A 20,958-nucleotide genomic window follows, 5' to 3' on the forward strand; every position below is an offset into this window, starting at 1 on the left:
TATTTATCTTACCACAATTAAAACCAATTTGGTTTTAATAATAGGGAAGGTTTTCAATTTATTTCTTTCCTTCAACCGATCGAATCAACCTGAATACTTGCTCCGCCGTGCGTTCCAAATTAGCCAGCGTCCGGTCAGACTCCATCGCTTCTTCTAAAGAACCCGGTGCTTCCAGTATCGGAAAATAGGAGGTCATTCCTAATTTATGCAAACCTGAAAGATCCCCACTCACACTTCCTGCAAAGGCGATGGTTGAAATCTGATGCCGTGCAGCGAGCCGCGCTACGCCTGATGGTGCCTTCCCCATGGAAGTCTGCGCATCCAATCTTCCTTCTCCGGTGATAACAAAATCCATCCCCTTCATTTTTTCTGCAATATGTATTTTTCCAAAAATCAACTCGATGCCCGGCTGAAGACTTCCCTCTAAAAATGCTGAAAAGGCGGCACCGAGACCTCCCGCTGCTCCTGCTCCGGAAAATGAATGAATATCACGTCCCATCTTTTCTTGCACCAGTTCTGCAAAAAAGCGTAATCCCGAATCCAGTTTAAGGACGACCTCCTCCGACGCACCTTTCTGCGGTCCATAGATATACGCTGCGCCATCCGGTCCGTATAATGGATTGTCCACATCGCATGCGACGAAGAACGTGCACTCGTTCAGTTCCTCCATGACTTGCGATGAATCAATGACGCAGATTTCAGTCAACGACCGTCCCCCAAATCCTACTTCATCCCCTACCGCGTCCTTGAACTGAAAGCCGAGCGCTTGCAGCATACCGATTCCCGCATCATTCGTCGCGCTGCCGCCAAGCCCGATAATAAACTCCCGACACCCTTGTAAGATGGCATCTTTGATCAGTTCTCCCACACCGAATGTCGTCGTAAATTCCGGATTACGCCGATCTTTTGGAACTAACGGGAGTCCACATGCCGCCGCCACTTCAATGACCGCTGTCCGCCCACCTTCCACCAGGCCATACACTGCTTCAACTTTTTCGCCGAGTGGTCCCGTCACTTCCTGTGAAACCATTCTTCCGGAGGTAGCGTGAACCAAACATTCCACCGTTCCCTCTCCGCCATCGGCAAGCGGCAACAAGACGATATCGGCATCCAAGTACACGTTTCGGATACCCTTAGCAATTGCTTTGCTTGCTTCGATCGACGAAACACTTCCTTTGAATGAATCGACAGCTATTAGCACTTTCATCCATTTCCCCTCCATCCATAAAAATATGGAACCTTTTCATTATCGAAAAAGTTCCATACCGAGAATTTACATGACCAATTCTTCAGCATCATGGCTAAATTGCCAAAGAATGCCGAACTTGTCCTGTACTTGCCCGTAGCACTTGCTCCAGAATGTCTCTTGGAGCTCCATCGTAACGGTGCCGCCTTCTTTTAATTTCCCAAAAGCGGATTTTAACTCATCCACATCTTTTCCGACAACTGCCAGGCTAATATTATCCCCCACGGTATAAGGGGTTCCCGGAAATGTATCTGAAAACATGACAATCGTGCCGCTTATTTCAAGCCGGGAATGCATCACCAGATCCTTGGCTTCTTCGGGCAATGGGTACTCTGGATTCGGCGGAGAGTCTCCAAACGTCATAATCTGCGGTTCCTCAGTTCCAAACACATCCGCATAAAACTCAATCGCCTCACGACAGTTTCCATTGAATATAAGATACACATTGACAGCCATATCATCCATCCCCTCCATGTTTTTCACTTATTGTATCATGGACAAGCCTGGGAAAACATATACTTACTGAATTTTCTTGAATATTTAATATGGTATAATCAAATAATACTTATCAGTAGAAAGAAGGATTCCAATTGAGCTTCATTCAACAATATTTGAACGAAACATATGGAAATAAGGCTGACCCTATATATGAAATGCCATTGATCCAATATCTTGTGAAAAAAACGGGCTCCGTCAAAGCCTCAAGCAAGGCGCGCGGCTCTTTTGCCAATCTTTATGCCCTGTATGTGCTCATCGAAGATTACGTGAATAAAGATTTCTTGGAGAATAAAAAGTACGCCGCTTATGAGGGAATGATGTTCAGTGATGCTTTCAAACGGCAACGTGAACTTCCCTTTGGAGAAAAGCTTCAAAACCATGCGCTCAATAGTCGGTGCAATGATGAATTTCGGAAATTCTTCCCTTCGCTTGGAGAAGTGCCGATTACGAGAAATTTAATCACAAAACGTTATTGGATTAATGAAAAATTGCTCAGGAAAGGCAATGTGAATATCGCCAAAGATGTAGTCGCCATCATCGACCGATATGTGGAATTGAAGTTGGAGAACTTCAACACGTTTTTTGATGCGTGTGTCCAACATAAAGACAATTTTCAGCAAGATCCCGTCGCATCACATGACTTCATCGTCGGTCTATTAAATCCGATGGTCGATGCACGGATATTTGAAATCGTCTCGTTTTGTCTGACGAAGTATTTCCATGATGGCGATACCATGTTCATCGGCAAAACAACAGACGAACTGGAAGAGATCCCTGTAACGCTATATAAAACAGGCCGGACGAATGCGAATGACGGCGGCGTTGACTTCATTATGAAACCGTTAGGCCGTATTTACCAAGTGACTGAAGTGCTAGACTTCAAGAAATACTTCCTGGATATAGCCAAACTCAATTACTTCCCTGTTACATTCGTTGTCAAAACCGAAATGATGCCTACAGAAGCGATGGAACGAATTATCGAGCAAGCGAATGAACTCTATCCCGATGAAACCGTACGCGTCAAATACACTGCATGTTTTGAGGAAATCATCACGATTCCGACATTGAAGCATTACTTGGAAACGATCATGAAGGACAACAAGCTTGGAAATCTGTTGGATGAACTCGTGATGCAATGTAAAGTGGAATATAATCTGGACTGAATCACCCACTATAGAAAAGGAGCTCTCAAAAGAGGGCTCCTTGAATATATTTCGGATCATCGGGACCTTCCGAATGGTCTTTTTTCGATTTATTGGCCGTTTTCCGGCTTTTGTCCTTCTGCAATGGCTCCCCTTCATATGCGTCCGCAATGCCCGTCCGGCGGATGCCGATTTTAAAATATTCATCATTCAAATCGATCCCGATCGCCCTCCGGCCCAACTTGACTGCCACGGCGGACGTGGTGAACGATCCGGAAAACGGGTCTAGAACGACATCTCCTTCATTGCTGGAGGCAAGGATGATCCGCTCGAGCAACGCCTCCGGTTTTTGGGTCGGATGATTTTCATACTCCTCCATTTTAAAACGGACCCGCGGCATTTCCCATACGTTTCCAGGCACTTTTTTCGTATTATAAGGTTGCGGTGGCGTTTTTCGGTAATCAATCAACTTCCGTTGAGCCCCCGTTTTCGCCTCCACCATAATATCTTCATAATTGAATGTGTACTGGTCTTTCGCAGATTTATTTGCCATAAGAATCGGTTCATATAAAGAGCCGAACATTTTCTTCGATTGCACACCGGAACTATCATAAGCCCACACGATTCGGGAAAGGACATGATAATTTTCATTCACGTAAATATCCAAATAAGGCATATGCTGCGTCGCCGTCATGAAATAAAACGTCCCTGTCGGCTTCAAAACGCGGAAGCATTCATCGATCCACTGTTTACACCACGCGATATATTCCTTTACATCCGACCAGGAGTCCTTATTGTTCCCGAAATCCTTCCCGATGTTATAGGGAGGATCTGCAAAGATCAAATCGACCGAAGCCTCGTTCATTTTACGCAAAATTTCCAAACTGCTGCCTTGTGCAACGAAGCTCGTCTCATTATTCATATGTTGAAATTCCAAGTTATCGAAAATAGTGTTCCACATCGAACACAACCCCCCTATCCAACTTAGTTTACACTAAAATGGGGAGGTGAATAAAGGTTAGTGGGATCCGAAAAAAAGTATCTGCGAATGCAAGCGCTTCCTTTTGCTGACGAAGGCTTTTGGAAATTTCATATCAACTATACATAATCTCCTTCTCAGCCACTCGATCTCCACTTTCCAGCAGCTCCAGCCATCTGAAGGCGACCGGATACTTGTCAGGAAAAATACCTTTCCTTTGCCTCACCTTGATGGCAACCGATTTCTCATTTTCTTCATTCAAATAGACGATGGCGAGTGCCGCTTCCATTTGTTCATTCCGGTCCCATTCAATCCGATAGATTCCCTCTTTCGGAAGCATGGTTTCCTCAGTCGGCATGAAATCGAACAGGCAATAGCCGTGATCTTTCGGAAACATTCGTCCCGCGCTTATAATGCCGCGTGTTACATATTCCGACCCAAGGTATGATTTGATGGACTCCACCTCTCCCTCGATCAGAAGGTCGCGAATATAGGTGGAGCTGATTTTCCGGTCTTCCACCACTACTTTGGGCAACACAGTGACACCGAAACGGCCTTCTCCCAACCGTTCCATCACATCCATATTCCCCTTCCCCATATGCCCATACGTGTAATCAAAGCCTGCCACCACATGCTTGACCTGCTTGTCCACGATATACTCTTGCACAAATTGTTCGGGGCTCAGCTGGGCGAATTCTTTCGTGAACTTCACGACATACAAACGTCCCACCCCAAGCTTCTCCATCTTGTCGATCTTCGCTTCCAATGACATCAAATAATCGAACTTCTGCCCCGCCAATACTTCTTTCGGATGCGGGTAAAATGTCATTACCGCCAATTGCAATCCATCCCGCTTCGCGATCGCCTCAGCCTTTTCAATCAGCCGCATATGGCCAATATGTACTCCGTCGAAAAATCCTAACGCGAGAACTGCCGGCTCGCACATTCCGATATTTTGTTTATCCATAAAAATCACTTCCATACGGAACCCCTCCTAAAAACGAAAAGAAGCTATACCCGACAATTCGAAGCCCCTTCTTCGACAATCGAATATAGCTAGTTGTTTACTTAGGTAAATGAGAAGGAGTGCTTCCTCTTCTCCGAAGTAAATCAGCTTTACTATCTTTGTACCAATATACATCATTTCATAATATTTTCAAGTCTTTCCTTTTATAAAATTCGATGAAGATGAAATATTCTCACCCTTCACCTAGAAACTTTTCGACAAAATCTGCATTTTCCACACCTGTGGATAACTTTGTTCACATTATCCCGCAATGCCTTCATAGGTTTGTGAGCTATGTAAACAAATAAGACACAGGTTATCCACGACACCATGTGGATAAAAGAACGGTTGTTCCTAGTTCTTTTATTTGGTAGATTATAGGTATCAGAGAGTTATCTACTATTCTATTGGCCATGTATGTAAAATATGACGAATTGAAAGGAGATATTCGCATGATCCAACTGTCCAATGATTTACTAATCGAGTCCTATATCAAAGCAAAGAATATCAAGCTGCATCCTGATTTCATCGAAATGTTGGAAAACGAAATGCGACGTCGTTCCTTGCTGACTGTTACCTCATCGCAAAACCGCACCGCCGTTCTGGATTATGTTCACTTTCAATCAACTCATCCGTCACATTAACATCTTTTTTACTGCTATTTTCCAAGACTCTGTTGCCTTCTTGGCCCTTTGCGACTAAGATGAGAAAGTTGGAGTTTTTTTAAAGGAGTCGGAAAGAGTTGAAAAAAGTAGTCGTATTATTGCTTCTTTGTTTATGGAGTTTGCCGAATTTTGCTGAGGCGTCGGATGTCAAAGCAGTGAAAATTACAGAAACAACTCCAGTATTCAATGAAAAGCAGAAAGTCGCCGTTTTTCAAAAAGGGACCACCCATACGGCCCTCAAAGAATCAGACCGCTTTTATCATACCGTCATGGGAAATGAAGAAGTCAAGTTTTCAAAAATGCGGGCTGTTGTCGTCAATAGCGAACCGCAAAATTGGAAAGGAGCGCATCCTGTCCGGCTGAAAACAGTCAAAACTGTCGATATCCTGGAAAAGCCCTCTGTCAAAGCAAAGGCGCTCGGCAGTATCCAAGCGAATACGATCATCCAGGCCCAACATCAGAAAGGTAATTATTTCCCAATTATTACCGGTGGATCCACGGGATATATCCATAAGAGCATGGTGCAGATTGAAGCGGGTATCCCCGTACTCACATACCATGACATCGTCCTCACCAAGACAGATCAGAACGTATCCAAATTGGAACTTTCCAAGTTCCAAGAGCAGATGAACTACTTGAAGCGCAATCATTGGACAACCATAACGACTGCCGAGCTCGAGCTATGGGTGCAAAAGAAAAAGACTTTGCCGAAAAAGTCTGTGTTGATCACGTTTGATGACGGCTATAAATCGACGATTGATCTGGCCTACCCCGTCTTGAAACAACACGGGCTCCAAGCGACGTCTTTCCTTATCACAAACCGTATCAATCGGCCCGGCATGGTATCAGAAGAAGATTTGATTCGTACGCAAGATGTCTATTCCTATCAAAATCATACCCATGCGTTTCATCTGTTTAATTCGAAAACCAATTTAAGTTATCTCCAATCGGAATCGCAAGAAGCGATCTTCCTGGACATCCTGCAAGCAAACCGCAGCATCGAGAATATTTTGGGAACAGACGTGACCGCCCACGCATATCCTTACGGAAAACGGGGGCCGCAAGCTGTCCGGGCATTAAAGGCAGCCGGCATCACGAGTGCTTATACGATTGAGGAAGGAAACGTCTTCCAAGGAGACTCCCTCTACTCCCTCAATCGCCAACGCGTCCATTCAGGCATGTCCTTGAAAGACTTCGCCAATAAATTGGAAGGTAAATGAAAAAGGGAAGAAAAGACAAAGCGTCTTTTCTTCCTCCCATACTTTCATTTCAATGTCAAGCAAATGCTCGGAGATATTCTAAAGAAATGGTTGTTGTCCCGTGATAGATTCGCATACCTTCGTATTAATAGCTATCACCTTTCTTGATACAAGCGGGGGATACCGGATCATTAACCGGTTTCGCTGCACTTGGGAGCACGAGAATGCCTTCTCTACTGTAAAAGGCCAGCACATATCTCTGTTGCATGTTAGCTTGAGTTCCCCTACTTAATTCAAGCGCAATCCCTTTTCTACAATACTAATTTCCTCAAGTTTTAAATAGAGCGCTATTTTTGCCATATACTCATCAAATTCAGCCTGCTCATATGCCAATTTCGAACTCTCATAGTCGTGTTTCGAAATGAGCCCCAATTCATATTGAACGGCTAACTTTCCTTCATCCTCTTTCACATTTTCTTTTTTCCAATCCTTTTCATTAATTAACTCAAACGCATCATCCGCTTGGGCAAACAAGGCCGAAAGGTATTTGGTAGTCTCTTCTTCGAATTTCTTTTTTTCCTCTAGTTTCATGTTCAGTTCTTGCTCGTTCATTCTCTCTAAATATTTAACATTAGCATTTTCGTCTTTGTCTTTATCTTTTTCAGCAAGCTTTTCTTTGTCATATTCCAATTTCTCGATATCTTGTGCAATCTTCTGAAGCTCATATGATTTTGCCAAGAAGTTTTTTTTGATTTCCTCGGCTTGATCCGCATTGATTTTTTCCAGCTCCCATTCAGGTGGTGTGAATTCAACATTCAGCGTTTGGGCATAGCCTAGGTCATGCAAGAATTTCATTAAATCCTGTTCATACACTTTTCTAGTCTTTGTCAGTTCCATTTCTTGCGTTTTCAATTCTCTCTTCAATAGTGTTACACTCTGTTGAGAAGCAATCCCAATATCGCTTTCTTGTTCCGCTTTATAAATATCTCTTTTTATCTTATCAATGTGTTTCCCCTGAAAGTCCATTCCTTCTTTTCTAGCAAGCAGGTCGATGTAACGACCTTTTATCATATAACGAATGCCTTCCTTCGTTTCTTCCACTTGTAATTGAAGCTTTTTATTGCTTATATCATTTTGCTTCAACCCGGTTTTCAAATCCTCGATGCTGTCTTCAATTTTATCAGTAGCTTGCTTGATTTCCTCTTCTAAGGCATTATTTCTATTAATGTTTTCATACTTTATACTTTGGGTTGCGCTGTCAATTTCCAGCTTCAACGGATCGTCCGGCAATAGCTCTTCATAAGTTAGCCCATCCAGCTGCTCTTGATATTGCAGGAGAATTCCATGCCGAATAATATCCTCATTGGTCGGAAATGAATCTAAATTGCTTTCAGCTTTTTCCTTTTGGTCTTCAAGTTCATCAATGGTGTCATAAGTCATTTCCTTTTGCGCCTTCAGAACTTCGAATTGATAGCCTAGAATGACAATCGTACGGTCGTTTGCCAAAGCCCGCTCAATTACCTCATCCAACGAAAGCGTCAATACGCCTTCTTTCCTGACACCTTGCTCGTCCACGGGGTATTCCATTTCCGCTCCGTTTACAACCGATGGTGACGCAAAAGATAACCCACTAAATAGAATTCCGACACTCGCTATAACAGCTATTGGTTTTTTCATTTTACTTATTTTCCCCTTCCATACCCTTATCTATTTTTCTAATTAAATTTCAATAAAGTACTTCTATATCACATGCACACATACCAAGCCCAGGTCATCCTGATACATTATATTATGTAATCCTTTCCAAAGTCTTTAATCAGCCTTTAGACTGATTTCTGCGTGAAAAGGTATCGATTATGAAATCCTCCTGTCATTCATGAAATCATTAATATTTTTTGCTATAGTTCAATAATACTTGATAGAGTACTAGAATGCTATCCACAACAATTTGACATTCCAATGAAAAAGAGATGACTTTTACTACCTTTTGCACTGCTAGAATCAGGCTGGTTGTGTTGTTGTGAAACTAAACCACATGAAAACAGTGGACACCTATAATAAGTGCCCACTGTTTCCACAAATTATTTATCTATTTCACTGTCACGTCCACATATATTCCCTTTTTCATTTGCCGGTTTTGAAGGTCTTTTCCAACCGGGTGAATGATAAGAAGATAGGATTTGCCGGATTCGAGCGGTACTTTCGGTTTTACCGTCAACGTCTTATCGTTTATGACTTGATATGCGACCGGCTTCTCCTTCCCTCCAAGTTCAATCAATTGGATCCCTTCCGCCGGGAATGCTTTCCAGTTCATGCTTTTCGTCATTTCCACGGTGAATGTTTTATTCGTCGGGACCTGTTTCAATTGGCCGTGTGACTGGTAGCCTTTCCTGTTCGAGAGCAGCTGGTCACGATGCGAGGTTTCCAATTCGGCTCCACTAGCAGTCATGATATGCGGTTTTACGCCAACGTGGTCGATCTCTCGGCCGTTTGGTGAGAAAAATCGGGCGGTAGTCAGCTTCAATGCGCTGCCATCTTGGAATTCAAATAAGGATTGCATCGTCCCTTTTCCGTAACTCGTCTGGCCGTACAATGTCGCCGCTTGCTGTTCCTTCACTGCTGCCGCCACCATTTCAGATGCGCTGGCACTAAACGGATTGACCAGTAGATGAACGGTTCCGGTGAACTGTCTCGGTTGCCGGATCACTTCGAGAATCTCCGGCTCCGTGTTCCGCTCCCTCACTTGAAACGCTTGGCCCGCTTTCGGGAAAAACCCTGTCACTTCTTGAGCAGATGAAATGTATCCACCGCCGTTATCTCGCAAGTCGAGGATCCATCCCTTGGCATCCGGCAGTGCCCGGATCGCCCGGTTGATCCCCTTTGCAGATTCCGTCGCAAAACTATTGAGCCGAACATAGCCGATGTCGCCGCCCAGCATTTCATATTCCACATTCGGCAAGTCGATGGCCTCGCGAAATAGTTCGAACGTCAGCGGTTTTGCCTCTCTCTCCACCGTGATGCCCACCTTCGTCTTCTCAGCCCCACTGATGATGGAAACGGCATCCCCCACCGATTTTCCGGCGATGCTTCGTCCGTTCACATGGGTGATGATATCCCCCGGCCGGATTCCCGCCCGCTCCGCAGGTCCGCCCGAAATGACAGAAACGACCCGGACCCCTTTACTATCCGACTCCAGTACAACTCCGATGCCGACAAAACGACTTTCAATCTCATCGATAAATGCTTTGTACTCTTTCGCACTCATATATTCCGAGTATAAATCCAACTGCTGAACAATCTCTTTCGCCGTCCTCTTCTCCAATACGGAGGCTGGCACTTCATCCACATAATAATCGCGGATCAATTCCCGGATTTCCTGTACCGGTTCCGCGGACGCCGGTGAGGCATATGGGAACAGGATGAAGAATATGGATAAGAGACCAAGCCATATAGGCAAGCTTCGTTTCATCGGACTACCTTCTTTCAGCTAGATTGCTATTATTGTAGCATATTGGAACAATCCGGAAGTCGTTAGAGAATAAAAAATTGCATGGAAGGGACGAAGTGAAAACGGTAGCGTGCCATGGAAAAAACAATCGGAAGGAGATTCAACTTGATTTGCATCCATTGCGGACACTCGCAAGAAATAGGCAAGTTTTGTGGAATGTGTGGAACGGGTTTTGAGGAAGTCCCACCTCCTTTGCATCGAAATCAAAGAACAGCCGTTGCCCCCACACCGTCTGAACCGAATATCCATATGGAGAAACTGAAAGCACAATCGAAAATGTACGGCACCTATTTTATGCAGCAATTAAAAAATCCATCCCGTCCTCTAGAAGAAGAGCAAGCAGGGTTCCTCAACGCATTGATCAGCATCGTCCTGTTCACCTTGCTGGTTGCAGGAGCGATGTATACGCTGATCTGGAACGTCTCCTGGAGCCATGAAAGCGGCACCTTCCTAACTGTCATGGCCAGCCATATGGCATTCATTCTGGCTTTAATCATCCTCGCCCTCATTTCCCTATTTACCATCAACCATTTTTTCGGGCCAGCACTGATGTTGAAATCGATTGTCAGCCTATACGGCGCCCATTTATCCTTGCTTCTCATTACTGCTGCTGCGTCATTCCTCTTCATCCTGATGAATTCCTTCACGTTCGGAGCCGTGGCGCTTACCATCACGATGTCACTGGCTATCTTCGTCCTGCCACTCTACCTGATCAGCACCTTGTTAGCGGAGAAACCGGCAGGCCTCGACCCGCTTTATGGCATCTTGTTGTATGTCTTCATGTTCTCAATCGTACTTCTGATCTTCACGACGATTGTAGCCGACTCAGCTTTTGGGGAATTCCTCAACAATTTGCGGATTGGATTGTAAATGAAACAACACCGCCTTTACAATGCAGAGAGGCGGTGTTGTCGTTAGTTCGACAGTAATTGCCGGCGCAACTAGTTCCTTCTATATTGAATTGATAATCTGGAAAACTGGTGTTCCTGTGATCAAGTAAAAGCATCCTCCCAGGTCACTTTTCGTGCTTGGGAGGTTTTCATTTAAAAAGTATATGAAAATTACGAATAGTTTAACATCGAATAGAAGTGCTATGACATTCTCCCTTAATCAAACCTCACCGTCCCTTCCCCATTCCGACATTACGCCTTTTCGCTATGCCCTTCCGAATCGAATACGATGGAAACACCCGGGAATACCAAGCATCGTGCACGGTCGGAAAGGCCGCTACATTGTCAAATTTCGAGCATTTGTTAGACCAATATGAACCGATGATTTCCGCTGTGATTCGCCAATTGAATATTTACCGTGATTTTGAACAGTTCAGGCAAGCAGGAAGGATTGCGCTTTGGCAAGCGTGGGCCCGCTTCGACAGCGATAAAGGGGACTTTACCCCGTATGCGCACCGCAGCATCCGGGGCGCCATGCTGGATGAAATGAAAAGGGAAAACCGCTTCGCGGGGAACAATGTGCATATGGAGGACGAACATTTGGAACTGCTTCTGGAAGAGATACGGATTCCGCAAGTATACTGGCCGGACTCTCTGGCCGAGACAATTGAGCAATTGAAGTTGGAAGAACGCCAACTCCTCCATTGGCTGTTCGTCGATCAATTGCCCCAATCAGAATGTGCCAGCCGGATCGGCATCACCGTAGCCGGCGTGAAAAAACGGAGGGAACGAATCTTGGTGAAGTTGAGAAAAGAGGTGGTGCGATAATATTGCTTTCATTATAAAACACCAAAAAGGCCAGCATGGCGGAACTTCCTGCTGGCCTTTAACCTTAATCGTCACCTAAAACAACGCAATCGATTGCTGGGATTTGCCGTGACGCAGCCGCAGCAAATCGGCCAGCGTCGTAATGCCCCGCTCTTCCAGACATCGGAGCACTTCAACGAATAAATGAGCGGTCGTCAAAGCGTCACCGAGGGCACGATGGCGCTCGAATGTCCGGGATCCGAAAACGGTGGCGTAGTTCTCCAAGTCCTGTTGGTCCCAAGTCGGGTTCAAGTGATTGATCAGGTCCATCGTGTCAAATGAGGAGGGCGGATCAAACGTCAATTTTTCACGGTGCAGCTCGTTCTTTAATACCATTTCGTCGAAGCTGATATGGTGACCGACCCACCCTCCGCTTTGATTGGCCTCCACGAATTGGAAATAGGCCTCGATTGCTTCCAAAGAAGACGGAGCACCCTCCACATCGCGTTGCGAGATGGAGGTGAGCTTTGTAATATGTTCAGGTATGTCGCGGTCCGGATTGACGAACGTCTGGAACACCCGATCCGTGACATAAAAGCCTTCCACGTGGACCGCTCCGATTTCGATAAGCCGGTCTCGGGAGGCGATGGAAAAGCCGGTCGTTTCAGTGTCGAACACTGTAAAGGACAGATCCCGCAACTTTGTATCGAGTTGGAAAGGTTGCTGCAATTCATAGGGCAATCGTTTTTTTCTCCAAAACAAAAATGATCCCTTCTTCCTGCCATGCTTGATTTACAGTTTGGATAATAAATGAGATTGCAAGGAACGCGCCGTATCCAACATTGTCCGTACTTGGTCACGTTCCCACTTCCGTAGGTTCTCCAATTTGATTTCCGTTGTAATGTCCTCACCGCGCAAATGCTTTTTCCACGATAGTTGGATCCGTGTGCCGAGCGCCACCTCGTACGCGTGCCGGACTTCATCTGCAAATCCGGCGGACAATTCCTTTTCTGTCACCAATCCTTCCAACAGTTCCAACGGAGTCGCATTGACAATCCCTTTATGGATCCCCAAAATCTGCAAACAATGGTGCATCGGGAACAGCGCATGCAGTTTGATGTCAATGGTTTCCCGTTTTGCCCGTCCACGGAACAACGTCAGAAGCGGTTGATTCAATTGAGGGATCGGCTTCTCTCGTTCCTGTTCGGCCATATAATAAATGAATGTCTGAGACGATTTCACTTGCCGTTTCACCATGTCTATGAAATCCTTATTCACCAATCCATCCCCATAAAGGAACCGGAAGGAGAAGAAATTATAGCCCAATAATATATCATCATCGGTCGGTTTCACTGCCCAAGTACGAAGACGTTGCCGCCAATCAAACACCGAGCCGCGCCAATGTGCCTCGCTCGACATCATCTTCCCTTTACAACGGGCATAACCCGCCTGTTCCAGATGGACGACGATTTCTTCCCCGAGCTTGGCGAAATACGATTCGACTTGCTCCGGATCTTCATTCACCAAATTGGCATAGACGATGAAGTGATCTTGGTCCGTCAGCATGAATTGCTCTCCTCTGGCACCACTCCCCATCTGATACCATGCAAACGGCACTGGTGGCTCGCCAATCCCCTTGGCCCGCAATGATTCGACAGCCAATTTGACACAATGCCGGGCAAGCCGGTCATAAAGCCGAGTGATAATTTCCAGTGTATGGATCGTCGAAATCTCGTCATGTATCAAATTGGAAAGAACATCGTAAATCGCCGTCTTCACGACAGGCAAGCTTAAAAAGGACGACTCTTCAATTGTCTTCAATATACTCATTGAACCCCGGTCGCGTTTGGACATTAGGTTGGAAAATGTCACAATTCCCGCCAATCGTCCTCCTTCTACAACCGGCAAATGCTTGACCCCGTAATCATAAAATGCCGCCAACACTTCATAATAATAATCATGCCGGGAAACGGTATGTGGATTTTCCGTCATGACATCCCCTGCCTTCAAAGCTTCCGAGGCTCCATTTGCGACTACCCGCTGGACAAGGTCCTTTTCGGTTACAATACCCAAAAGCCGACCGTTTTCATCCACTACCATGACAGAACTGATTTTTTGCTCGACCATGAGACGGGCTATCTCCTGAACGGTTGCCTCCCGATTGACCGTGGTGACCGGTGTTTTCATAAAGTCCTGTACACGTCGGACGAATGGCTCGCTATCCCCCCAATCATCCGGGAGTTTCGCCTGCTCTCCCAGCAACGAATAGGCGGTCGCCAGACGGTTCGACATCTTCCGGAGAATGAAATCCCGTACCGTTTCGTCACTCAGCCTTTGCTGGACGACGGAATACGGGATTTGCAAACAATGGGAGTCTTTCATGATCTCCATCTCCAGCTGATGCCGTTCCAACGACTCACTAGATTCCCCTAGGAAATAGGAGAAATTCGAGAATCCGACCAACTGCCCTTCTTGAAGTGCTTCAATAACAACCGGAGAGCCGTCGTCACTTTTCACAAAAATATGAACCGTCCCTTGCAGGATCAGCAGCAAACCTTCCTGCGGTGTCCTGAAATAATCCAGCTTCTCGGTAGTCGGAAAATGTTTCATTTCACAATCCAACATCACTTTTTCAAACGCTTCTTTGGACATCGTCCGAAAAAAGGGCTGCACATGAATTCTTCCCAATCGATCCTTCTCTATCATCGTTTCAATCGTCCTCACCCCTCCAAAATGAAAAACCCCTCCGCCACTTCAGGTAGTTTCAGAGAGGTTGCCCATTTTAAGTTGATGCTCATTTCAATTCCGGATCAGCCTTCCAATTCGCGGTATCCTGTTTCCGCCTTGAACTTGACTTCCGCGTAAGGGATAGCATCCGCGTCATGCTTTTTAGCCCCAACTATCGTTCCGATATAAGCGGCAATGAAACCGGCCGGTACGGAGAAAATCGCTGGATTCGCGTATGGGAATAAAGGCTCCCCGACGAAGAGTGCTGCTCCAGGAGTAGGATGAATGACACTCGGGCTCACCGCAACGAGAACCAATGCGACGATCAAACCGGTCAACATGGACGCGACCGCCCCTGTCGTGTTGAACTTTCTCCAATAGATAGTCATTAAAATAGTCGGTACATTGGCAGATGCTGCAATACAGAAAGCAAGCGAAACGAGGAACGCAACGTTCATCTTCTCTGCACCGAGGGCAAGGAGGATGGAAATGACCGCAACACTAAGAGCTGCAATACGGGCAGCGCGCACTTGCTGCTGTTCCGTCACTTTCCCTTTTTTGATGATTTCCCCATAAATGTCATGGGCAATGGCTGACGCACCCGACAGAACAAGACCCGCAACAACCGCAAGAATCGTAGCGAATGCAACCGCTGCAACGAAGGATTCCAACGCATCCCCGCCTAACACACCGGCAAGCATTGGCGCTGCCATATTCCCGGCTGCATTCTCTGCGATGATCGCATCCGCCCCGACGAATTTAGCCGCTCCAAATCCAAGGAAAATTGTCATGACATAAAAGATTCCGATGATCCAGACCGCATAGATGACCGAGGAACGGGCCGTCTTTGCGTCTTTTACGGTAAAGAAGCGCATCAAGATATGCGGCAATCCCGCTGTACCTAAAACAAGCGCAATTAGGACAGAAATCAGACCGATCGGATCCTTATAGACGACGCCCGAATGCAGGAAAGCTTCCCCGTGTGGTGTCGCTGTGCGCATCGCATCAAACATTCCAATGAAGTTGAAATTGAATTTTAAAAGGACAAGGAAGGAAATGATGATCGTTCCAGCCATCAGTAAGATTGCTTTAATGATTTGTACCCAGCTTGTCGCGGTCATTCCGCCGAACAGAACATAAATCGTCATCATGACCCCAACGATCAAGACTGAAATCCAATAATCGATTCCAAGCAAGAGTTTAATGAGAGCGCCCGCACCAACCAATTGCGCCAACATGTAGAATAATACGATCGTAATCGTATTAAGGGCAGCCGCTCCACGCACTTTTCTCGCGCCAAATCGGGAGCCGATCATATCAGCCATCGTGAATTTTCCAAGATTCCGGAGTGGCTCCGCAATCAAGAACAATACGACGAGATACGCGGTCAACCAGCCAACACTGTAGTAGAAACCGTCAAATCCATTTAATGAAATGGCGCCGGCGATTCCTAGGAAAGAAGCTGCGGATAAATAGTCACCTGCGATAGCCATGCCATTCTGCCATCCGGTCAACGATCCCCCGGCAGTATAGAAATCACTTGCAGTCTGGGTTTGTTTAGCGGCCCAATAGGTGACAATAAGCGTCAAAAGAATAACAGATATGAATATTAGGATTGATATGATTCCCACGGCGACTTCCCCCTTATTCTACAATGTTTCTCTTTATAATTTCTTCAACTTCCTTATCAAAGTCTTTTGCTTTATTCATATAGATGGACGTGAATACCCAGACCATGATGAACATGCTGAAGGCGTATACCCAAGTCCAAGTCATCCAACCGATTGCACGATTTTCAAGTATTGTGGTGTACCCTGTCAAAATCGGAAGTAGAAAATAAGCGGCAAAAAAGAAAATGATGTACGGCGTCGCAAATGTGTTTTTACGTTTGACCAATTGTTTAAACTCTGGCGTTTCAATGATCTTCTCGAAATTGGGCTTAGAATTTGCTCGAACGTTTTTCATGTTTCCATCCTCCTCTTCAAATTTTCAGCTAATAGACTCGTACGCCATCTCCCCCTCACGCTGAAACCGCTTTCATTATTCAGCCAATAAAAAGAAGGGTAGCCGAAAAATGAAGTAGTCCAAATTTTTGTTATAGTACACAGATTCAGATTAGCAAACTATTTGTTAATATTCAACACAAACTTGTAAATTTTTATAATATTTTGTTATTTATTGATTTTAAAATTACATACTGGCTGACCCCCGATGATACCAAGCTTTATAGCGCCGACAAAGTAAGGTTATCAACATGCTAGGAAATAGTTTGTTTCTTTTATTAATTCTTGATTATTTTCAGGGCGTTTGTTGGACAACCAAACCTTGGATAAACAACGTACCAAATTCAATAGACATCCCCCACCTTCCAGCCCGCCTCCGCTGTTTACAAACTAGCAATACTTCTATATACTTGGCATGAATCGAACATTAAAAAAATAGTTTAGAAATAGGTTTTTCAAAGAGCCGTATCAAAGCGGTTGTTTGGAACGAAGAGGGAAGTTGGTGAAAGTCCAACACGAACCCGTCACTGTAATCGACGAGGAAGTCCCGCGTATCCACTGTGCGACAGCATGGGAAGGAGCGGGGCGGCCGCGGTAGTCGTAAGTCAGGAGACCTGCCTATTTCGATAGTTAGCTTCCTCGGGGATAGGAATGTTTAGCGTGCCAGCAGGGATTGTCGGTGGATTTCCGGCGCCCGTTGACTTCGCCTGATCATGCGCTTTCCTTCGAGGACAAGCGCTTTTTTGATGTTTACAATCAAGAGGAGGAACGTAGAGTGCACAACATGATAAAACGATGGGGCTTGTTCAGTTTGGTTTTCGTGCTGGCGATGGTCCTTTTAGCAGGCTGCGGATCGAAAGAGACCCCAGCGGATCAACCGGTTCCAGAAACACCGGACACGGAAGCGACAGATCAAACGGAGGCAGAAGGTACGGAGGGGGCACAAGCCTTTCCGGTCACATTCACCGATGATGTCGGCCGTGAAGTGACGATTGAGAAAGAACCGGAAACCCTCATCTCCATCCAGACGAGCAATACGGAAATTTTATATGCGCTCGGTGTAGGCGATCGCCTTATCGGGGTTTCGGATTACTGTAATTATCCTCCGGAAGCATTGGAAGTGCAAAAAGTCGGCGGCCAGGACATGGATGCCGAATTGGTCATGACCTTGTTGCCGGATGTCGCCTTTGTAACCCAATACCATTTCGATAACCATGCAGAAATTCTAAAACAATTTGAAGAAGTCGGCATCACCGTTGTTGTCACCGGCAGCGCCACTTCATTCGACGATGCATACGCCACGATGGAAATGATTGCGACGGCTACCGGAACGACGGAAAAGGCCGACGAGATCATCCAGGACATGAAAGACCGCCGTGCTGCCCTTGAAGAAAAAGCGAAAGAAATCACGGATAAAAAGAAAGTATGGGTCGAAGTAGCCCCTGCTCCGGATATCTTCACTACAGGGAAAAACACATTCATGCACGAAATGCTGGAGACAATCAATGCAACGAATGCAGCGGAAGATCAAGATGGATGGGTGAAGTTGACAGAAGAGGAAATCGTCCAACTTAACCCAGATGTCATCATTACCACATATGGCTATTATGTGGACAATCCTGCCGAAGGCGTCTTGGCACGCGACGGTTGGGCAGAAGTCAATGCCATTAAGAATAAACAAGTATTCGATGTCGACAGCGACACCGTCACTCGTCCAGGCCCACGCCTGATTGAAGGAGTCGAGCAGCTTGCAAAACTCATTTATCCGGAAGTTTTTGGGGAATAAAATCGGTTGGCTTTATATCGCAAGTATCGGGGTTGTACTTTGTGCAACCCTTCTTGGCTTATTCGTCAGCAGTGTAAAATTCCCGATTCCCACCATTCTCCATATCGTAGCGGATAAATCATTCGGCCTTGGCTGGCTATCGGATGTTCCGAAGAATGAAGAGCTAATCATCTGGAACATCCGGGTGCCCCGTGTCCTATTAGCCTTCCTTGTCGGGGCCTCCCTGTCACTCGCCGGAGCCGCCTTCCAAGGACTTCTTCGGAATCCGTTAGCCGATCCGTATACGATTGGTGTGTCATCCGGGGCGGCGCTCGGGGCCGTGACGGTTTTATTTTTCCAATACACGATTTGGGGATTAGGCAGTTATACATTGCCGGTCGTGGCGATTTTAAGCGGATTTCTTACCTTATTCATTGTTTTCGGGCTCGTCCGGATGAGTAGCCGGAGCCTTGCGATTGAGACGATCATTCTCGCCGGTATCATTGTCGGAGCCTTTGTCGGGGCTCTGACATCTTTGATGATTGCCCTTGGAGACCGCGATGCGATGACGCAGATCATGTACTGGTTATATGGAAGTGTTGCGATGCGCGGGTGGAGCCACGTCCAACTGATCATCCCCTTTCTCATCATCGGAGCTATTGTCTTGCTCTATCATTACCGAGAATTGAATGCTCTGGCTCTCGGCGAAGAAGCCGCCGATCATATCGGGGTCAATGTAAAAAGGGGGAAAATCCTCATCTTGATTGGCGCCTCGTTGCTGACCGGTTCGGCGGTTGCCGTCTCCGGATCGATCGGGTTCGTCGGGTTGGTCGTCCCCCATCTCGTACGTCTCATGAGCGGGCCGAACCATCGACATGTTCTGCCTCTGTCGATATTGTTTGGAGGCTCCTTCCTCGTATTCGCAGATTTGCTCGCGAGGACGGTCATCGCGCCGCAAGAACTGCCGATCGGTGTCATCACCGCCTTGATCGGCGCTCCGGTATTTGCTTTTCTATTAATCCGAGATCGAATTGGAAGAGGGGAAAACCGATGATTACAGTCGAACATCTCGTAGGCGGTTACGGAAAAAAACCGATTATCCATGATCTTGAATTTGAAATCCGGAAAGGGGAGTTTTTCGCACTGCTCGGACCGAATGGCAGTGGGAAGACCACCCTATTCAAATTAATTACCGGCCAACTCCCGATTGCGTCGGGCTCGATCTCCATTGATGGAAAAGCGATGGAGAAGCTGTCAAAACTCGAAAAGGCACAAAAAGTGGCAGTCCTTTCACAAGAGAGTAAAGTGACATTCGATTTCACCGTGGAGGAAATCGTCAGCCTCGGACGGTATCCGCACCAAACCGGTTTTTTTAAGAGCATATCTGCGAATGACCAGAAAGTGATTGACCATGTCATGACTGTGACACGTATCGAGCAGTTTCGCCATCTGCAGTTTCGAACGTTGAGCGGCGGGGAGAAACAGCGGGTTTTATTAGCGAAAGCGTTGGCGCAGGAACCGGAAGTCCTTCTATTGGATGAGCCAACGAACCATTTGGATATTAAGCATACGTTCCAGATTTTAAACATGCTGAAAGAGTGGCAGCGGACGAAGGGCTTGACGATCTTCGCCATACTGCATGATTTGAACGTGGCCTCCCTCTACGCGGATCGGGTCGCCCTCCTGCATAAAGGGTCTTTCCTCGAAGTCGGCGACGTCAACACGTTACGCAAGGAAGAGCAATTGAAAAAGGTCTATGAAGTGGACGTCAAAACACAAGCCCATCCAATTGTCGCGCGACCCCAATTGCTTATGACGCCTTCCATCGAGGGTGCGGCAGACAGCAAGAGCTTTTTCAATAGTTACTCCATTGACTGCAACGAAGAAAGCGTAGAACTGGTATTCGACAAACCGTTGCGTACACTTTCCAATGCAGCTATCGGCAACGGAATTCAATGGCTTCAACATTTTTGCTTGGTCAATCAACCTGCCGATAAAAGTTCGCAAGACTTCTTGAAACATTGGATGGAAAACCACGACATCCCGGCTGAGCAGGCGCTGGGCATCGGATGTGAAGGTAGTTTAGCAAACACGATGCTTGTCGAAAGGCAAGTTGAAGACGTAGACATAACTCTTCTGATCAACTTTGAAAAGGCCATCCATATTCTCCTGTTTGTCGACTCGACATTGGATGATCGTATGTTATTTGATTGTTATATGGCGGTGACGGAAGCGAAAATGGCGGCTTTTCAGGAAGTCGGTGTTCATTTGGGTATGGACCGGGAAGATTGCGTGGCGATTGCCGCCAACCAGCGGAAGACTGAATCGGGCGAAACGGAAACAGCAGTTTCCCGCAAACAGATCGGACAACTCGTATTATCCGTGTTAACCGATGCCTTACAAGAAAAGTTAGGAAAACCTTTTATGCAGGAGTGTGAACACTCGCTGAACAGAGATAAAGCCTCCGACGTACAGGATGTACTAGTGCCAACGGATATACCAAGGCGTGATTGATGGAAAAGA

17 protein-coding genes, 1 pseudogene and 1 riboswitch are annotated in these 20,958 nt (G+C 46.2%); of the genes and pseudogenes, 8 read left to right on the top strand and 10 right to left on the bottom strand.

Annotation, left to right across the window (positions count from 1 at the left end):
- Positions 1 to 58: 58 nt before the first annotated feature.
- Both MKY41_RS09855 and MKY41_RS09860 read right to left on the bottom strand, forming a co-directional pair.
- The gene (locus tag MKY41_RS09855; protein WP_340744840.1) at positions 59 to 1,207 is read right to left on the bottom strand and encodes a glycerate kinase family protein; all 1,149 of its coding nucleotides are present in this window, start codon (positions 1,205 to 1,207) and stop codon (positions 59 to 61) included.
- Positions 1,208 to 1,273: 66 nt separating this feature from the next.
- A complete protein-coding gene (locus MKY41_RS09860; RefSeq protein WP_340744841.1) occupies positions 1,274 to 1,702 on the bottom strand; it encodes a VOC family protein in 429 nt (142 codons plus the stop codon).
- Between the two features lie 134 nt (positions 1,703 to 1,836).
- Between MKY41_RS09860 and MKY41_RS09865 the strand changes: the two genes are divergently transcribed.
- The gene (locus MKY41_RS09865; protein ID WP_340744842.1) at positions 1,837 to 2,907 is read left to right on the top strand and encodes a hypothetical protein; all 1,071 of its coding nucleotides are present in this window, start codon (positions 1,837 to 1,839) and stop codon (positions 2,905 to 2,907) included.
- 25 nt (positions 2,908 to 2,932) lie between these two features.
- On the opposite strand, the gene yhdJ is transcribed toward MKY41_RS09865, so the two are convergent.
- The gene (gene yhdJ, locus MKY41_RS09870) at positions 2,933 to 3,847 is read right to left on the bottom strand and encodes an adenine-specific DNA-methyltransferase (RefSeq protein WP_340744843.1); all 915 of its coding nucleotides are present in this window, start codon (positions 3,845 to 3,847) and stop codon (positions 2,933 to 2,935) included.
- A 133-nt stretch (positions 3,848 to 3,980) separates the two neighbouring features.
- Positions 3,981 to 4,847: an FAD synthetase family protein gene (locus tag MKY41_RS09875; RefSeq protein ID WP_340744844.1), complete on the bottom strand. Its 867-nt coding sequence runs from the start codon at positions 4,845 to 4,847 to the stop codon at positions 3,981 to 3,983.
- A 476-nt stretch (positions 4,848 to 5,323) separates the two neighbouring features.
- Here MKY41_RS09875 and sda point away from each other — a divergent pair.
- Both sda and MKY41_RS09885 read left to right on the top strand, forming a co-directional pair.
- Positions 5,324 to 5,437: pseudogene (gene sda / locus MKY41_RS09880) on the top strand (sporulation histidine kinase inhibitor Sda); the annotation flags it as partial.
- A 176-nt stretch (positions 5,438 to 5,613) separates the two neighbouring features.
- Complete coding sequence (locus MKY41_RS09885; protein WP_340744845.1) at positions 5,614 to 6,756, top strand: polysaccharide deacetylase family protein; 1,143 nt, start codon at positions 5,614 to 5,616, stop codon at positions 6,754 to 6,756.
- 267 nt (positions 6,757 to 7,023) lie between these two features.
- Here MKY41_RS09885 and MKY41_RS09890 read toward each other — a convergent pair whose 3' ends face one another.
- Positions 7,024 to 8,175, bottom strand: a complete 1,152-nt coding sequence (locus MKY41_RS09890; protein ID WP_340744846.1) for a hypothetical protein — start codon at positions 8,173 to 8,175, stop codon at positions 7,024 to 7,026.
- A 649-nt stretch (positions 8,176 to 8,824) separates the two neighbouring features.
- Entirely contained in the window at positions 8,825 to 10,204 is a 1,380-nt protein-coding gene (locus MKY41_RS09895) for a S41 family peptidase (RefSeq protein WP_340744847.1), read from the bottom strand.
- 231 nt (positions 10,205 to 10,435) lie between these two features.
- Between MKY41_RS09895 and MKY41_RS09900 the strand changes: the two genes are divergently transcribed.
- Positions 10,436 to 11,113: a hypothetical protein gene (locus tag MKY41_RS09900; RefSeq protein WP_340744848.1), complete on the top strand. Its 678-nt coding sequence runs from the start codon at positions 10,436 to 10,438 to the stop codon at positions 11,111 to 11,113.
- Between the two features lie 362 nt (positions 11,114 to 11,475).
- Complete coding sequence (locus tag MKY41_RS09905; protein WP_340744849.1) at positions 11,476 to 11,961, top strand: sigma-70 family RNA polymerase sigma factor; 486 nt, start codon at positions 11,476 to 11,478, stop codon at positions 11,959 to 11,961.
- A 75-nt stretch (positions 11,962 to 12,036) separates the two neighbouring features.
- Here MKY41_RS09905 and MKY41_RS09910 read toward each other — a convergent pair whose 3' ends face one another.
- The 4 genes from MKY41_RS09910 to MKY41_RS09925 form a co-directional block, all read right to left on the bottom strand.
- A complete protein-coding gene (locus MKY41_RS09910; protein WP_340744850.1) occupies positions 12,037 to 12,702 on the bottom strand; it encodes a 3'-5' exonuclease in 666 nt (221 codons plus the stop codon).
- Between the two features lie 30 nt (positions 12,703 to 12,732).
- Positions 12,733 to 14,664, bottom strand: coding sequence for a DUF294 nucleotidyltransferase-like domain-containing protein (locus MKY41_RS09915; protein ID WP_340744851.1), 1,932 nt, complete (start codon positions 14,662 to 14,664; stop codon positions 12,733 to 12,735).
- An 86-nt stretch (positions 14,665 to 14,750) separates the two neighbouring features.
- Complete coding sequence (locus MKY41_RS09920) at positions 14,751 to 16,298, bottom strand: solute symporter family protein (protein WP_340744852.1); 1,548 nt, start codon at positions 16,296 to 16,298, stop codon at positions 14,751 to 14,753.
- 13 nt (positions 16,299 to 16,311) lie between these two features.
- Positions 16,312 to 16,632, bottom strand: a complete 321-nt coding sequence (locus MKY41_RS09925; protein ID WP_340744853.1) for a DUF485 domain-containing protein — start codon at positions 16,630 to 16,632, stop codon at positions 16,312 to 16,314.
- Positions 16,633 to 17,101: 469 nt separating this feature from the next.
- Positions 17,102 to 17,306: riboswitch (cobalamin riboswitch) on the top strand.
- A 148-nt stretch (positions 17,307 to 17,454) separates the two neighbouring features.
- Between MKY41_RS09925 and MKY41_RS09930 the strand changes: the two genes are divergently transcribed.
- The 3 genes from MKY41_RS09930 to MKY41_RS09940 are packed head-to-tail and all read left to right on the top strand — an operon-like array spanning position 17,455 to position 20,949.
- Positions 17,455 to 18,456: an ABC transporter substrate-binding protein gene (locus MKY41_RS09930; RefSeq protein ID WP_340745677.1), complete on the top strand. Its 1,002-nt coding sequence runs from the start codon at positions 17,455 to 17,457 to the stop codon at positions 18,454 to 18,456.
- Entirely contained in the window at positions 18,419 to 19,489 is a 1,071-nt protein-coding gene (locus MKY41_RS09935) for a FecCD family ABC transporter permease (RefSeq protein ID WP_340744854.1), read from the top strand. The genes MKY41_RS09930 and MKY41_RS09935 overlap by 38 nt, the downstream gene beginning before the upstream one ends.
- Positions 19,486 to 20,949, top strand: coding sequence for an ABC transporter ATP-binding protein (locus MKY41_RS09940; protein WP_340744855.1), 1,464 nt, complete (start codon positions 19,486 to 19,488; stop codon positions 20,947 to 20,949). The genes MKY41_RS09935 and MKY41_RS09940 overlap by 4 nt, the downstream gene beginning before the upstream one ends.
- Positions 20,950 to 20,958 lie beyond the last annotated feature (9 nt).

The sequence above is a fragment of the Sporosarcina sp. FSL W7-1349 genome, from assembly GCF_038003045.1.
GTDB lineage: Bacteria > Bacillota > Bacilli > Bacillales_A > Planococcaceae > Sporosarcina.

Excerpts from the sequence above, each read along its gene's own strand:
- yhdJ (WP_340744843.1), bottom strand. The coding sequence starts at position 3,847 with ATGTGGAACACTATTTTCGATAACTTGGAATTTCAACATATGAATAAT.
- MKY41_RS09890 (WP_340744846.1), bottom strand. The coding sequence starts at position 8,175 with ATGACTTATGACACCATTGATGAACTTGAAGACCAAAAGGAAAAAGCT.
- MKY41_RS09860 (WP_340744841.1), bottom strand. The coding sequence starts at position 1,702 with ATGGCTGTCAATGTGTATCTTATATTCAATGGAAACTGTCGTGAGGCG.
- MKY41_RS09855 (WP_340744840.1), bottom strand. The coding sequence starts at position 1,207 with ATGAAAGTGCTAATAGCTGTCGATTCATTCAAAGGAAGTGTTTCGTCG.
- MKY41_RS09940 (WP_340744855.1), top strand. The coding sequence starts at position 19,486 with ATGATTACAGTCGAACATCTCGTAGGCGGTTACGGAAAAAAACCGATT.
- MKY41_RS09930 (WP_340745677.1), top strand. The coding sequence starts at position 17,455 with ATGATAAAACGATGGGGCTTGTTCAGTTTGGTTTTCGTGCTGGCGATG.
- MKY41_RS09895 (WP_340744847.1), bottom strand. The coding sequence starts at position 10,204 with ATGAAACGAAGCTTGCCTATATGGCTTGGTCTCTTATCCATATTCTTC.
- MKY41_RS09925 (WP_340744853.1), bottom strand. The coding sequence starts at position 16,632 with ATGAAAAACGTTCGAGCAAATTCTAAGCCCAATTTCGAGAAGATCATT.
- MKY41_RS09875 (WP_340744844.1), bottom strand. The coding sequence starts at position 4,847 with ATGGAAGTGATTTTTATGGATAAACAAAATATCGGAATGTGCGAGCCG.